Genomic DNA, 12,120 nt, shown 5'->3' with positions numbered 1-12,120 from the left:
GGGCCTGGTTTCGGCCCGGTTTATATAGGCATTCACACTTGCAATTTTTATCCTTCAAAAATCTGTCACGGCGCACTTGTGCACCCCAAATGCTTTTGCTACATGCAGCCCCGCCGGCGCAAGTCGGCATCTACCACGATGCGGTCGTGGCGGAATTGGTAGACGCGCAGCGTTGAGGTCGCTGTGTCGCAAGACGTGGAAGTTCGAGTCTTCTCGACCGCACCAAAATAAAAACCCGCTTCGGCGGGTTTTTTGTTGCCCGGATGAAATCGCATCCGGGAAATCAGGCCCATCTGCCGCTTCGATGGCAAAACATCGAGTCATATCGCGCATTCCGGATGCGATCCTGAAATTCCTCGCTTATCTATTGGCCTGATCCAAGCTCGTATGTGCAAGGTAAGGACAAACAATGGTCGAACTGAAAATCAAGACGCGGCCGATCGGCGCGACGGCGATGCTCGGACGCCTCGGTCACCCGCAGGTGACGAGTGAGACGGGTGGTCAGGTGGAAGTGGTGACGGGCGCTTCCGAGCCGGGGTTCAATCCACTCGACCTGATGTTTTCATCGCTCGCCGCTTGCCTCGTGCTCAGCGGTCGCATCGCCGCAAGCAAGCTCGGCATCCTCGACAGGCTGAGCGAGGTGAAGGTGCATGTGACCGGCGAGAAAGCCCATGAAGGACCGTCCCGGATCACCAGGTTTGTCGTGGATTTCCGGATTGAAGGGGATTTCGACGACGAGCAGAAAAAGCAGATCGCCCATATGGCCGAGGAAATCTGCACCGTCAGCAATACTCTGAAAAATTTACCGGATATCCTGCTGACGAGCGCTTAGGCGTCTTCGGGCCGTCAATCGTCGTCGGGAATGTGGCTGTCGACGCCTTCGAGGCGAAGGTTGTTGACCAGTTCGCGGACGCCGGCGACACGTTGGATCCGGCGGGCGATCTTGCGAGAGGTCGCCGCATCGTCGACGGCTCCTTCGAGCGTGACGGTGCCGTCCTCGACATGCACGTCGATGGACGCCATGTCGATCATGTCCAGCTCGTCGATCGCGTCGGTGACCCGCTCTTCGAGATCGTCGGCCTCCTCGATACCCTTGGTGCCGGGGCGGATGCTATCGGCCAGGCGCTCTTCCGACCCGTCGCGTTCGACACCGTCCACCTGATAGCCTCGGTTGCGGTCGCTGTCGAAATTGGCCTTGGGATCGCCATAGGCGGCGTTGTCGACGGGGCGGGCACCGGATGCATCGTCGTAGGGCCAGCCTTCGTCGATATTGCGGTCGTCGTAATCGCGAAAATCTTCCTCGCGGGAAATGTCGTCAGCTTTTTTCTTGCCCGGCACCGCAGTCTCCTATCATTCCCACATGGACCCGGCGCACCCCCTCCTTAAAGGCCGGCGCGCCGGGGATTTCGCCTCAGTGGCTCGTGGATGCGCCATTCCTTTGACCCGTCAGGGTCAGGTGGCTTTCGACATCATGTACGCCATCCACGGTTTCCGCGCTCAACACCGCCTTGCGGGCGGAGAACACGGTATCGACAGAACCCTCGAGAATAACCTTGGTTCCCTCGGCATGTGGTTCGATCATCGACGAATCGACGTCCGGCAGTGCCGCCAGGCGCTCGGACACCTGTCGCTCGAGCTCGGCTGCGGTCTTGTCTGCTGTCGCATTCATGGTCGTAGCTCCTCGCTGGATTGCGACCTGACAACGGGCGAACTCGAATTTAGTTCGGCTGCCCCGTTTATTTTCCCTTGTCCCATTTGCGCAGCAGCCGGTCGCGCTTTAGGCGGGACAGCCTTTTAAGCCAGAAAATCCCGTCGAGCTGGTCGATCTCGTGCTGCATGCAGATGGAATAAAACCCGTCGGCGTCCTCTTCATGCACGGCACCCGCAAGATCCTGGTAGCGGAACCTGACCCTTTTCGGCCGTTCGACCTCGTCATTGGCGCCGGGCATGGAGACGCTGCCCTCCGTGTTACGCATCAGCTCGTCAGAGGAGACCAGGATTTCCGGATTCGCATAGAAACGGGGGCCGCTTTGTCCCGACAATTCCAGCACTACGAGCCGAGTGAAGACGCCGATATGCGCGGCGGTGATCCCGACGCCGGGTGCCGCCCGCATCGTATCGAGGAGATCGTCGGCGAGGGCGGCTAGGGCAGCGTCGAAAATGGTTACCGGTTCGCATGGCCTGGAAAGGCCCGGATCGGGATATTTCAGGATGGTCCGGATGGCCATTTCGAACTCCTCTTTCTGTCTATCGCGCTGCCTATCGGGTTTTTCCGCGTCGTTTCGCCATGCGCTCTGGACCCGGAACGGCAATTGTTCTAGCAGGAAAACCGGTGGCAGGAGCAATAGCGCCGGGTGCAGCTATCCGGTTGTTGACAATATGTTTTTTGCCGCCATTCTCGTTTTGTCAAAGACCAGCAGTGAGGGCGGCAGATGAGCGATATCGGCGAAGACCACCGCCTGCGCACAAAAACCGACGATGCCGGTGACGACATCTATTCCGAGGACGGTGCGATCCGCGCCGACTTCCTGGCGATGGTCGGCGCCGCAATCGCTGATCGCGACACGCTTTTCCTGCGCAGCCATGTGGCGCGGCTGCACGAATCGGAACTCGGCGACCTGCTCGAAGCGATCCTGCCCGACCAGCGCCATGCGCTTGTGCGGCTGCTCGGCGACGATTTCGACCTCACCGCACTGACCGAAGTCGACGAAAATATCCGTATGGAGATCGTCGACCAGATGCCGAACGCGCAGATCGCGGCGGCGATCGGCGAGCTCGATTCGGACGATGCGGTCTACATTCTCGAAGACCTCGACCACGAGGACCGGGAAGAGATCCTGGCACAACTGCCGTTCACGGAGCGGGTGAGGCTGCGCCGCGCGCTCGATTATCCGGAACAGTCGGCCGGCCGCCGCATGCAGACGGAATTCGTCGCCGTGCCGCCGTTCTGGACCGTCGGCCAGACGATCGACTATATGCGCGACGAGGAAGACCTGCCGGAGAGCTTCACCCAGATCTTCGTCATCGACCCGACCTTCAAGCTGCTCGGCGTGCTCGACCTCGACCGCATCCTGCGCGCCAAGCGGCAGGTGAAGATCGAGACGATCATGCGGGAGACGAACTATCCGATCCCCGCCGACATGGACCAGGAAGAGGCAGCCCAGCTCTTCGAGCAATACGACCTCATCTCGGCAGCCGTCGTCGACGACAACGGCCGGCTGGTCGGCGTGCTCACCATCGACGACGTGGTCGACGTTATCCAGGAGGAGGCGGAAGAGGACATCATGCGCCTCTCGGGCGTCGGCGACGAAGAACTGTCCGACTCGGTGCGCGAGACCTCGCGGTCAAGAGTGCCGTGGCTGCTGGTCAATCTGTTCACCGCCTTCATTTCGGCCTCGGTGATCTCGCTGTTCGAAGCGACGATCGAACAGGTGGTGGCGCTCGCCATCCTGATGCCGATCGTCGCGGGCATGGGCGGCAATGCCGGCTCGCAGACGATGACGGTGACGGTGCGCGCGCTTGCGACCCGCAATCTCGACATTCACAATGCCTGGCGCGTCGCACGACGCGAGGCGGGCGTCGGCCTGATCAACGGCGTGGTGATCGGCTGTCTCGTTGGCGTGGTAGCCGGTCTGTGGTTCCACGATGTCCATATCGGCGGGCTGATCGCCACGGCCATGCTGATCAACATGTTTGCAGCCGCCATGGCCGGCATCATGATCCCGCTGCTTCTCGACCGGGCCGGGGCCGACCCGGCGGTATCGTCGGCGGTGTTCGTGACCGCGATTACCGACACGACCGGGTTCTTCTCGTTTCTCGGCTTGGCGACCTGGTGGTTCATGCTCCGCTGAGCCCAAAAATTGACTGTTACGTAAAAGTCAATTAGTTTGGCTGACGAGTAGCAGGACATGAACGTGAACAAATATTATAGCATTACGGAGCTGACGCGTGAATTCGGGGTATCGACCCGCACGCTGCGCTTCTACGAGGACGAGGGCCTTATCCACCCCGAACGCCGGGGTCGCACGCGGCTTTTCCGGGCAACGGATCGCCGGCTGATCCAGGAAATCCTGCGCGGCCGCCGGATCGGCTTCACGATCGCCGAGATTCGCGAAATCATCCAGGTCTACAAGGAACCGCCGGGCGAGCTCGGGCAGCTCAAGCTCCTGATGACGCGCCTCGATGAAAAGCGCAACGACCTGCGCCAGAAGCGCAAGGATATCGACGATACGCTGACGGAGCTCGACAATGTCGAGGAAGCCTGCCTGACCCGGCTGGCCGAAATCGGCGTCGGCACCTGATCTGCAAAACGACCGCTATTGCGCCTCGATCGAGCACTGTTCGGCGAGCGATCGCACTCGGCCGTCCTGCGGGGCGATGGCGCCGGATTGCAGCGGCGTCATCAGCGACTGGGCGATCAGCTTATCGGCGGTGCAGCCGCAGAATTTCTGGCAGAGGCCGGCATCGTTGCCCTGGCCCGTGCAGCCTGCTTCGCAGCTTCTGACATAGCCGATCCGCGGATCCGGCGGCGGCGCTGGATGAACCAGCGAGAAGAGATAGACGAGCGCGATCAGCACCGGCTGGTGGACGAGGTAGACGATCAGGCTGTGGCGGCCGGCTTTCGAGAGAAGGTTCTCCTGCGTCTGGACCGCGGCGAGTTTCGGAAGCCAATTTTTGGATATCGCCAGCCTTGTGACTGCCACCCCGGCCAGAAGTGCCGCGATCCAGGGAAACAGCGGCACATAGTCGTTCGAACGCGGCGGGACTTCTGCAAAACCGAGCCAGCTCAGGTAACGGGCGTCGAACAGGGCCGAATCCAGCGCGCCAGGCACCAGGCTGTAGTCGACGATCATCGCCACGACCACCAGGGCGACTGTCGCACCGGTCAACAACGGTGGCAGGCGCAGGAAGGCGAGACCGATCAGGCTAGACAGGGCGATATTGTGCAGGATGCCGAAATAGATCCACTCGCCCGGAAAGGCGACCAGCGTCGCGATGCTGATTGCGACTGCAGCGCCTGCAACCATCGCAAAACGCTTCCAGAAGGGCTGCCAGCGGATCTTCGGGAAATGCGCGAGGACGAGGCTGACGCCCGCCAGGAACAGGAAGGAACTGGCGATGGCGCGGGCATAGACTTTGAAGACGCCCTGGGTCGCCGTGCCAGGATCGACATAACCGAAAAACTCGAGATCCCAGGTGAAGTGATAGGTCGCCATGGCGATGAGGGCGACGCCGCGCAGCGTATCGATCAGCGTGATGCGGGGTCTGCGCGGGGTGGGGTTCTGGGTTTCGGCAACAGTCACTGCTTGTCTTTCCGGATCAGATCTCAGGGCGTCCCGCGGTCCATGATCGCCAGCCGGGCCTCCGAGAAATACTGGCGGCGGGTGAGCACGACGACCACCACAAGGGTCATGGCAATGAACATATAGGGCCCGATGAACCAACCGAGATAGCCGACGGACAAAAACAGTGCCCGCAGGCCCGAATTGAAATGGCCTGCCGCGATCGTATTCATCCGCACGACCTGATCGGCGGCGCGTTCGGCCCCCGCGCGGTCGGCGTTGGTGTCATGCATCATTGGCAAGGCGCCGAAAAGAATGGTGCAATAGTTGAACAGCCGGTAGGACCAGCCGAACTTGAAGAAGGAATAACCGAACAGGAAGGTGAGGCCGGCGACCTTGAGTTCGAACGCGGTGCGGCCACCGTAGGCGACAAAGGGCAGATCGCGGAAGACTGCCTCGACCTGTTCGGTGGCGCCGAGCAGCGCAAAACAGCCGCCGATCGCGAAGATCGATGTCGAGGCGAAAAAGGCCGTGCCGTTCTGCAGGCCCGCCAGAATCTGGGTGTCGATCATCTTGAGGTCACGGCGAAGCGAATTGTAGATCCATTCCTTCCGCCGTTCGGCCATCGCCCGGTTGAGGCTGGCGCGGGGAAAGAGCCGGGAGCCGGCACCAGCGGTCACCCACGAATAGAGGGACCAAAGGACGGCAAAGAGGGCAAGCGCAATATAATCGGCGTTCGTCATGGCTTCACCGGTTGGAATCGGTCTCTAATCCGTCTCGTCATGCTTTGTTTCGGTTTCGGCGGCAAGCCTTCTCGATCCGGATAGGAACCGCAAACGGCGTGCAGGCGTTACGAATGTGATCCGTCAAAGGTTTCCGCCATGTTTCCGCCATTTTCCGGATTGCGAAGGCGGCGGGATTTTAATAGACCATTAGCCATGACGACCGGGAGCGGACGTTAATCGATGCGGCATGAACCCGGAGACGACATGGAAGATACCGACCAGAAGTCCTGCTGGGGCGTGACCTTCAAGGCGCTCCTCGGATTTGCCGGGGCGTTGGCTCTCGCGTATCTGTTTGGCGCTATCTGATTGCCGCAGTGAAATTGCGGAATTTCCATCTCCGGCGTGGTATTCGTACCGCGCCGTTTCTATTTTAAGGCCATGTCGCGGCCGGTTCACCGGATGTCGGGCAATCGCCATGACATTACGCCGGCCTGACATAGGCTCGGCAATCATTCCATTACCGCACGGATTATCATGTTCCTGTCCGTTTTCGACGTCTTCAAGATTGGTATCGGCCCTTCGAGCTCGCACACGATGGGACCGATGTCGGCCGCCAATCGATTCCTGGAGCTCATCCTGTCCAACGACTGGCCGCGGCCGACCGGCGCGCATGTCGCGGCGCTGAAGGTGAGCCTGCATGGTTCGCTCGCGTTCACCGGGATCGGCCACGGGACGGGCAGGGCGGTGATATTGGGACTGGTCGGTGAGGAACCCCACGCCGTCGATCCGGACCGGATGGACGCGATCATTGACGAGGTGGAGAAGACCGGCCGCGTCACGCCGCCCGGCCATCCGTCTTATGAATTCCAGCCGAAGACCGACCTGATCTTCGACAAGAAGCAGCCGCTGCCCGGCCATGCCAACGGCATGAGCTTTTCAGCCTTCGATCGGGACGGCCGGCTTCTCCTGAAGCGGATCTACTATTCGATCGGCGGCGGGTTCGTGGTGACGGACACCGAGCTCGAAGCTATGCGCGGTGCCAAGAAATCGGCCGGCGACTCGCGCATTCCCTATCCATTCGCCTCGGCAAAGCAGATGCTCGACATGGCGCGCGGCTCAGGCCTGACGATCGCCCAGATGAAGCGTGCCAACGAAGAGACGAAGATGAGCACCGCCGAGCTCGATGCCGGTCTCGACCGGATTTGGGAGGCGATGTCCAGCTGTATCGACCGCGGCCTCAAGGTCGACGGGATCATGCCGGGCGGGCTGAAGGTGAAGCGCCGGGCGAGAGCGATCCACGACAAGCTGAACGAGGAATGGCGCAGCAACCGGCTGAACCCGCTGCTCGCCAACGACTGGCTGAGCGTCTACGCGATGGCGGTCAACGAGGAGAATGCCGGCGGCGGACGCGTGGTCACGGCGCCGACCAACGGTGCGGCGGGCGTCATTCCCGCGACGGTACGCTATTACCTGCATTTCCACGAGGACGCGACCCAGGCCGACGTTCATAACTTCCTGCTAACGGCCGCTGCCATCGGCGGCATTATCAAGCACAATGCCTCGATCTCGGGCGCCGAAGTCGGCTGTCAGGGCGAAGTGGGCTCGGCCGCCGCCATGGCTGCGGCGGGGCTTGCGGCCGTCATGGGCGGCTCGCCGGAGCAGATCGAAAACGCCGCCGAGATCGCGCTGGAACACCATCTCGGCATGACCTGCGACCCGATCGCCGGTCTCGTGCAAGTGCCCTGCATCGAGCGCAACGCGCTCGGGGCCGTCAAGGCGGTCACGGCCGCCTCGCTTGCGATCAAGGGCGACGGCACGCATTTCGTGCCGCTCGACGCCTGTATCGAGACGATGCGCCAGACGGGCAACGACATGAGCGAGAAATACAAGGAAACCTCGACCGGCGGCCTTGCCGTCAATGTCGTCGAGTGCTGAGCCGGCGCGCCGCTGTGGAGTGAGCCGAGCAAACGCTTGACCTCACGTCCGGATGGGTCTTCAACCAAACCATGGCTCTCCATCTGATCAAACTCTGCGTCGGCGCCGATTCCATCCAGGATCTCCAGGATTGGGTCGCCGAGCGCGCGCTCAATGCTATCGCCGCCGGCCTCGAACCGCACAGCATCCATACGACGCGCATGGTGCCGAAGCGCATGGAGGAACTGCTCGACGAAGGATCGCTCTACTGGGTGATCAAGGGGCAGGTGATGGCGCGGCAGAAGCTGCTCGACATCCGCACGGTTACCGGCGACGACGGCATTCAGCGTTGCCAGCTGGTGCTCGGGCCCGAAGTTATCGAGACTGCACCGCAACCGAAGCGGCCTTTCCAGGGATGGCGCTACCTGAAAAGCGAAGAAGCGCCGCGTGACCTCGGCAAACTGGGCGAGGACGTTGCGGCGCTTCCGGAAGATCTGCGGCGAGAACTCGCCGAGCTTGGACTTCTGTAACCGGGAAACGTCCCGATCAGCGAAGCTTGATGCGGACCGGCGCACGGCCGGCGCGGATGCCGACATGCAGATGGATATTGGCTTCCGGCTGGGAATGGCGCCAGGCGCGCGCGCCGTGGCTGAGCAACAGGGAGACCAGATCGCGGGTCTTTTCCCTAGAGCGGTTCAAACCGAGACCGGCAAGCCGCATGGCCGCCTCGTGAAGCGGGTTGAGGGCGACGCCCTTGGCTCTGGACTTCTGCGCCGGTTTGAAGGCGAGTTCGGCGCTGTTTTCATTCATCATCATCGGAAACCCCGTCTACGCGTTACTTTCGAGATCCCTCCGCGCCGGAGAACCGGCGCGGGTATTTCCTTGATCGCCGGTGGCGATTGCTCACTGGAGCGACGCCCAGCAGCTGATGCCCTTCTTCTTCAGCACGTTGCAGGCATCGACAGCCGTCTTCTGGTCGTCGAAGCCGCCGAAGCGGGCGCGGTAGATCTGTTCGCCGTTGTTGCTGAAGGCGACAGTGAAGGGTTTGGCGGAACGCAATACCTTGCCGCCTTTATCCTGCGCATTCTGCAGGAGATCCTGAGCTTGTTTCTGGTTCGGCGATGCGCCGATCTGGATGACCCAGCCGTTGGAGGCCATCGAAGCCGCGGCTGCGGACTGAGCGGCCTTCGCGGACACGGCAGACACCTTGGTGGATGCCGTCGTGACGTCGTCCACCGTCGAGCGGCCGGCACGGTGCGCGACGGCTTCCTCGGTGCGGGCGGGCATATATTCGGGAGCCGGGGTCGGGACGGCAGCCACACCGCCCATGGCCGTGTTCATCGCCTGGGTGATGACCTTCTTCTGCTCCGGTTCTGCGGCATAGGCCGAGGCGGCGGCCGGCGCCATGGCTGCAGCCTGCTGTTCGGCATAACGGGCACCCGGCCGAGGGCCGCTCGGCGGTAGGTCGAGGGCAGCCATCTGGCGCACGTCGGACTGGGTCGCAGCAACGGCCGGAGCGGTCCGTGCCGGGGCTGAAGGAGCAGGCGCAACCGGGGCAGGCGCCGCCTGGGCGATCAGGCTGCTGCTGCCGCCGCGGGAAGCTTCCGGAAGATAGTCGGCGACCAGCTTACGCATCGTCGCGTCACGGACGGCGCTGGAGCGGCTGCCGAGCACTACGGCGACGATCGAGCGGCCATCGAGCTGCGCCGAGGTCGCAAGGTTGCTGCCGGCGGCGCGGGTGTAACCGGTCTTGATGCCATCGACACCCTTGACGTTGCCGACCAGGCGATTGTGGTTGCCGATCGTCTGCTTGCCGAAATTGAAGCTGCGGATCGAGAAGTAGCCGTAATATTGCGGGAAGTGCTGGCGCAGCGCCATGCCAAGCCGGGCCTGATCGCGTGCCGTCGTCATCTGCGCGGTGTTCGGCAGGCCGTTGGCATTGCGGTAGGTGGTGCGGGTCATGCCGAGTGCGCGCGCCTTACTGGTCATCAATGAGGCGAAGCGTTCTTCGGAGCCGCCGACGAATTCGCCGAGGGCCGTGGCCATGTCGTTGGCGGAGCGGGTGACGAGTGCGCGAATGGCCTGATCGACCGAGACCGAACCGCCGGCGCGAACACCGAGTTTCGAGGGTGGCTCGGCTGCAGCGTGAGCAGAGACCGGAACCTGTGTGTCGAGGCTAATGCGGCCGGTTTCAAGCGCTTCGAAGGTGAGGTAGAGCGTCATCATCTTGGTGAGCGACGCGGGATAGCGCAGACCGTCCGGATCCTCGGAATAGAGAACCTTACCGGTCTTGGCGTCAACGACGATGCCGGCGTATTTCGGACCGGCAGCAGCCGGCGTCGAAAACATCGAAATCGCCACAGCCAACGTGAAGAGAAAACCGAGGAACCGTCCCGGGACCGTCGCATCACCCTTGGAAAGGGATGCAGATATCATTTTTTTCGACACTGCCGCACTCATCGCTTGCATCACATTAGTCAAATATCCGGACGCGCCCCCGCCACGGCCGTTACCGTTCAATCTAGGGGATTAGCGTTACCAAGAGGTTTATGATGAACAGCAGCTTACTTCGATATGCTGCATTTTAGACATCAACCCAGGCTTCGACCCGACCGTCCGCGGCGGCTTATTTTGCCAGCCGGTTTTCGACAAAGAGCCGAACTGCGGCATCAATATGTTGCCAGTCCCGCAAAAGCACACTGGAGAAGCGATAGAGCACCGTCAGGTCCTGTCCGATGTGGATATCCCGCTGGCAGTCGCCGCTGGTCGCTTTGTCGCCAGCGGTTGGCAGCACGCAGCGCACGACGTAATCCGGGGCGCCGCCGACCTGGCCAGTTAGAACCACTTCGCTGCCATAACCTGAATCGGCGCGCAGCCGGTGAACGGTCAGTCCGAAGGCAGCCTGCTGCGGTGCGCCATCGAACAGTTTGGAATAGATCGGTTCCAGCCGGCCGGACATGTCGCGCGACATGGTGCTCTGGGATAATTGCAGGAAAATCAACGAGGAAGACTGGGCAACATCATCGAAGCGCGACCGCAGGCCGGCGCTATAACCTTCGAGTTCCGGCCAGGTGAGATAGAGGTCGACGCGCTCGGTAACGCCGGCCTGACGCTGGTCGCGGAAGCGAATCGTGTTGGCTGGAAGCTTGAGCTTGTCCTGACCGATCTGGATCGGGAATTCTTCCCGGCTGTCGGTATGGCCGGCAAGCGCGATGCGCTGCCCGAACAAATGGCCACCGATACTGATCGCAGCCGTCAACAGAGCAAGGACCGCGATGACGGCCGCCAGCCGATAGACGAAACGGTTGGATAGGAGCGGCGCTTCTTCTGCAGCCGAGAGGTTCCGGGCTGGACCTGCCATGACGCGCGCTCCATGTTCTCATTCGAGAGGGAATTCGCCAGCGCCGGAATGGGACAGAACGCGGATACGAACGCGGCCAAGCGATTTGGCAGCAGTCTGGATCGTTATGATTAACGCTTCGTAAATAAAGCTTGATCCGGGATGGTGACAGCCTCCCAGTAATCCCTTCGGCGCCCACCTTCAGTCCTGCACATTGACCGCGGCTCGGATCGCCGTGGTCTTTTTCGTCGATGGGTAGGCGAGAGATTACTGGCCGACGGAGCCGACGGCGGTGGCGCGGCCATCCTGCAGCTTGACCCAGCGGGCGGGATCGTCGTTCGCCTGGCGCTTCAGGAAGGTGTATTCGGTATCCGACCAGATCATGACCTTGTTGCGCATGTTGTCGAGCACGAAATCGCCGCGATCGGTGCGGACGGTCAGCACCGCATGACCTTCGCCGTTCGGTTGCAGCACGACGGTGATCAGCAGGTCGGACGGCGAGAAACCTTTCGCCATCAGCATCTTGCGCTTCAGAAGCACGAAATCTTCGCAGTCGCCGACGGTGCGGGGATAGGCCCAGCGCTCTTCGACGCCATAAATTTCCTGATCCGTCATCGGCGTGATCGAGGAATTGACCGTGTAGTTGACGTCGAGAAGCGTGCGCCACTTGTCTTCGGTTAGTGCGAGCGGGCCGGCGTCCTTGTAGGTCGCGGCGCATTCGCTCACATAGGTCTTGCAGAATTCATAGTGGCCGAGCGGCGGATTGGCCTGGCCGAGAACGCGCACCGTGTTGGCCGGCATGCCGAAAGAACTTCCGGCGGTAAAGATCGCCATGACGGCGGTGATGGTGGCGAGGCCC

General features: G+C 61.7%; 14 protein-coding genes and 1 tRNA gene. 6 read left to right on the top strand and 9 right to left on the bottom strand.

Features of this window, described 5'->3' with window-relative positions; all coding sequences use genetic code 11:
- The first annotated feature begins 140 nt into the window (after positions 1 to 140).
- Positions 141 to 225, top strand: a tRNA-Leu gene (locus tag ACZ9IU_RS11690).
- Between the two features lie 184 nt (positions 226 to 409).
- Entirely contained in the window at positions 410 to 832 is a 423-nt protein-coding gene (locus tag ACZ9IU_RS11685; protein WP_038543113.1) for an OsmC family protein, read from the top strand.
- Positions 833 to 846: 14 nt separating this feature from the next.
- On the opposite strand, the gene ACZ9IU_RS11680 is transcribed toward ACZ9IU_RS11685, so the two are convergent.
- From ACZ9IU_RS11680 to ACZ9IU_RS11670, 3 genes are all read right to left on the bottom strand, one after another.
- The gene (locus ACZ9IU_RS11680) at positions 847 to 1,338 is read right to left on the bottom strand and encodes a BON domain-containing protein (protein ID WP_038543111.1); all 492 of its coding nucleotides are present in this window, start codon (positions 1,336 to 1,338) and stop codon (positions 847 to 849) included.
- A gap of 73 nt (positions 1,339 to 1,411) precedes the next feature.
- On the bottom strand, positions 1,412 to 1,669 hold the full coding sequence (locus ACZ9IU_RS11675; protein ID WP_051899717.1) for a BON domain-containing protein: 258 nt from the start codon (positions 1,667 to 1,669) through the stop codon (positions 1,412 to 1,414).
- Positions 1,670 to 1,736: 67 nt separating this feature from the next.
- Positions 1,737 to 2,228 (bottom strand): peptide deformylase, encoded by a 492-nt coding sequence (locus tag ACZ9IU_RS11670; protein WP_038543110.1) that lies wholly within the window; start codon positions 2,226 to 2,228, stop codon positions 1,737 to 1,739.
- A 204-nt stretch (positions 2,229 to 2,432) separates the two neighbouring features.
- On the opposite strand from ACZ9IU_RS11670, the gene mgtE reads away from it, so the two are divergent.
- Positions 2,433 to 3,851, top strand: a complete 1,419-nt coding sequence (gene mgtE, locus ACZ9IU_RS11665; protein WP_038543108.1) for a magnesium transporter — start codon at positions 2,433 to 2,435, stop codon at positions 3,849 to 3,851.
- Positions 3,852 to 3,908: 57 nt separating this feature from the next.
- Positions 3,909 to 4,301: a MerR family transcriptional regulator gene (locus ACZ9IU_RS11660; protein ID WP_038543106.1), complete on the top strand. Its 393-nt coding sequence runs from the start codon at positions 3,909 to 3,911 to the stop codon at positions 4,299 to 4,301.
- 15 nt (positions 4,302 to 4,316) lie between these two features.
- Here ACZ9IU_RS11660 and ACZ9IU_RS11655 read toward each other — a convergent pair whose 3' ends face one another.
- Together ACZ9IU_RS11655 and ACZ9IU_RS11650 are read right to left on the bottom strand one after the other, a co-directional pair.
- Positions 4,317 to 5,303 carry an acetyltransferase domain-containing protein gene (locus tag ACZ9IU_RS11655; RefSeq protein WP_038543104.1) on the bottom strand — a complete coding sequence of 329 codons (987 nt, stop codon included), beginning with the start codon at positions 5,301 to 5,303 and terminating at the stop codon, positions 4,317 to 4,319.
- 23 nt (positions 5,304 to 5,326) lie between these two features.
- Entirely contained in the window at positions 5,327 to 6,025 is a 699-nt protein-coding gene (locus tag ACZ9IU_RS11650; protein WP_038543102.1) for a DUF599 domain-containing protein, read from the bottom strand.
- A 516-nt stretch (positions 6,026 to 6,541) separates the two neighbouring features.
- Here ACZ9IU_RS11650 and ACZ9IU_RS11645 point away from each other — a divergent pair.
- Positions 6,542 to 7,942: an L-serine ammonia-lyase gene (locus ACZ9IU_RS11645; protein ID WP_038543101.1), complete on the top strand. Its 1,401-nt coding sequence runs from the start codon at positions 6,542 to 6,544 to the stop codon at positions 7,940 to 7,942.
- Positions 7,943 to 8,013: 71 nt separating this feature from the next.
- Positions 8,014 to 8,451 (top strand): DUF1489 family protein, encoded by a 438-nt coding sequence (locus tag ACZ9IU_RS11640; RefSeq protein ID WP_038543098.1) that lies wholly within the window; start codon positions 8,014 to 8,016, stop codon positions 8,449 to 8,451.
- 16 nt (positions 8,452 to 8,467) lie between these two features.
- On the opposite strand, the gene ACZ9IU_RS11635 is transcribed toward ACZ9IU_RS11640, so the two are convergent.
- From ACZ9IU_RS11635 to ACZ9IU_RS11620, 4 genes are all read right to left on the bottom strand, one after another.
- Entirely contained in the window at positions 8,468 to 8,737 is a 270-nt protein-coding gene (locus tag ACZ9IU_RS11635) for a hypothetical protein (RefSeq protein ID WP_038543096.1), read from the bottom strand.
- An 87-nt stretch (positions 8,738 to 8,824) separates the two neighbouring features.
- Positions 8,825 to 10,390, bottom strand: coding sequence for a D-alanyl-D-alanine carboxypeptidase (locus tag ACZ9IU_RS11630; protein WP_080719160.1), 1,566 nt, complete (start codon positions 10,388 to 10,390; stop codon positions 8,825 to 8,827).
- A gap of 157 nt (positions 10,391 to 10,547) precedes the next feature.
- Positions 10,548 to 11,282: a hypothetical protein gene (locus tag ACZ9IU_RS11625; RefSeq protein ID WP_038543093.1), complete on the bottom strand. Its 735-nt coding sequence runs from the start codon at positions 11,280 to 11,282 to the stop codon at positions 10,548 to 10,550.
- A gap of 246 nt (positions 11,283 to 11,528) precedes the next feature.
- Complete coding sequence (locus ACZ9IU_RS11620; protein WP_051900104.1) at positions 11,529 to 12,095, bottom strand: transglutaminase-like cysteine peptidase; 567 nt, start codon at positions 12,093 to 12,095, stop codon at positions 11,529 to 11,531.
- Positions 12,096 to 12,120 lie beyond the last annotated feature (25 nt).

It is taken from the genome of Mesorhizobium sp. USDA 4132 (assembly GCF_056279545.1).
This window is presented reverse-complemented; position numbering and strand designations above follow the sequence as displayed.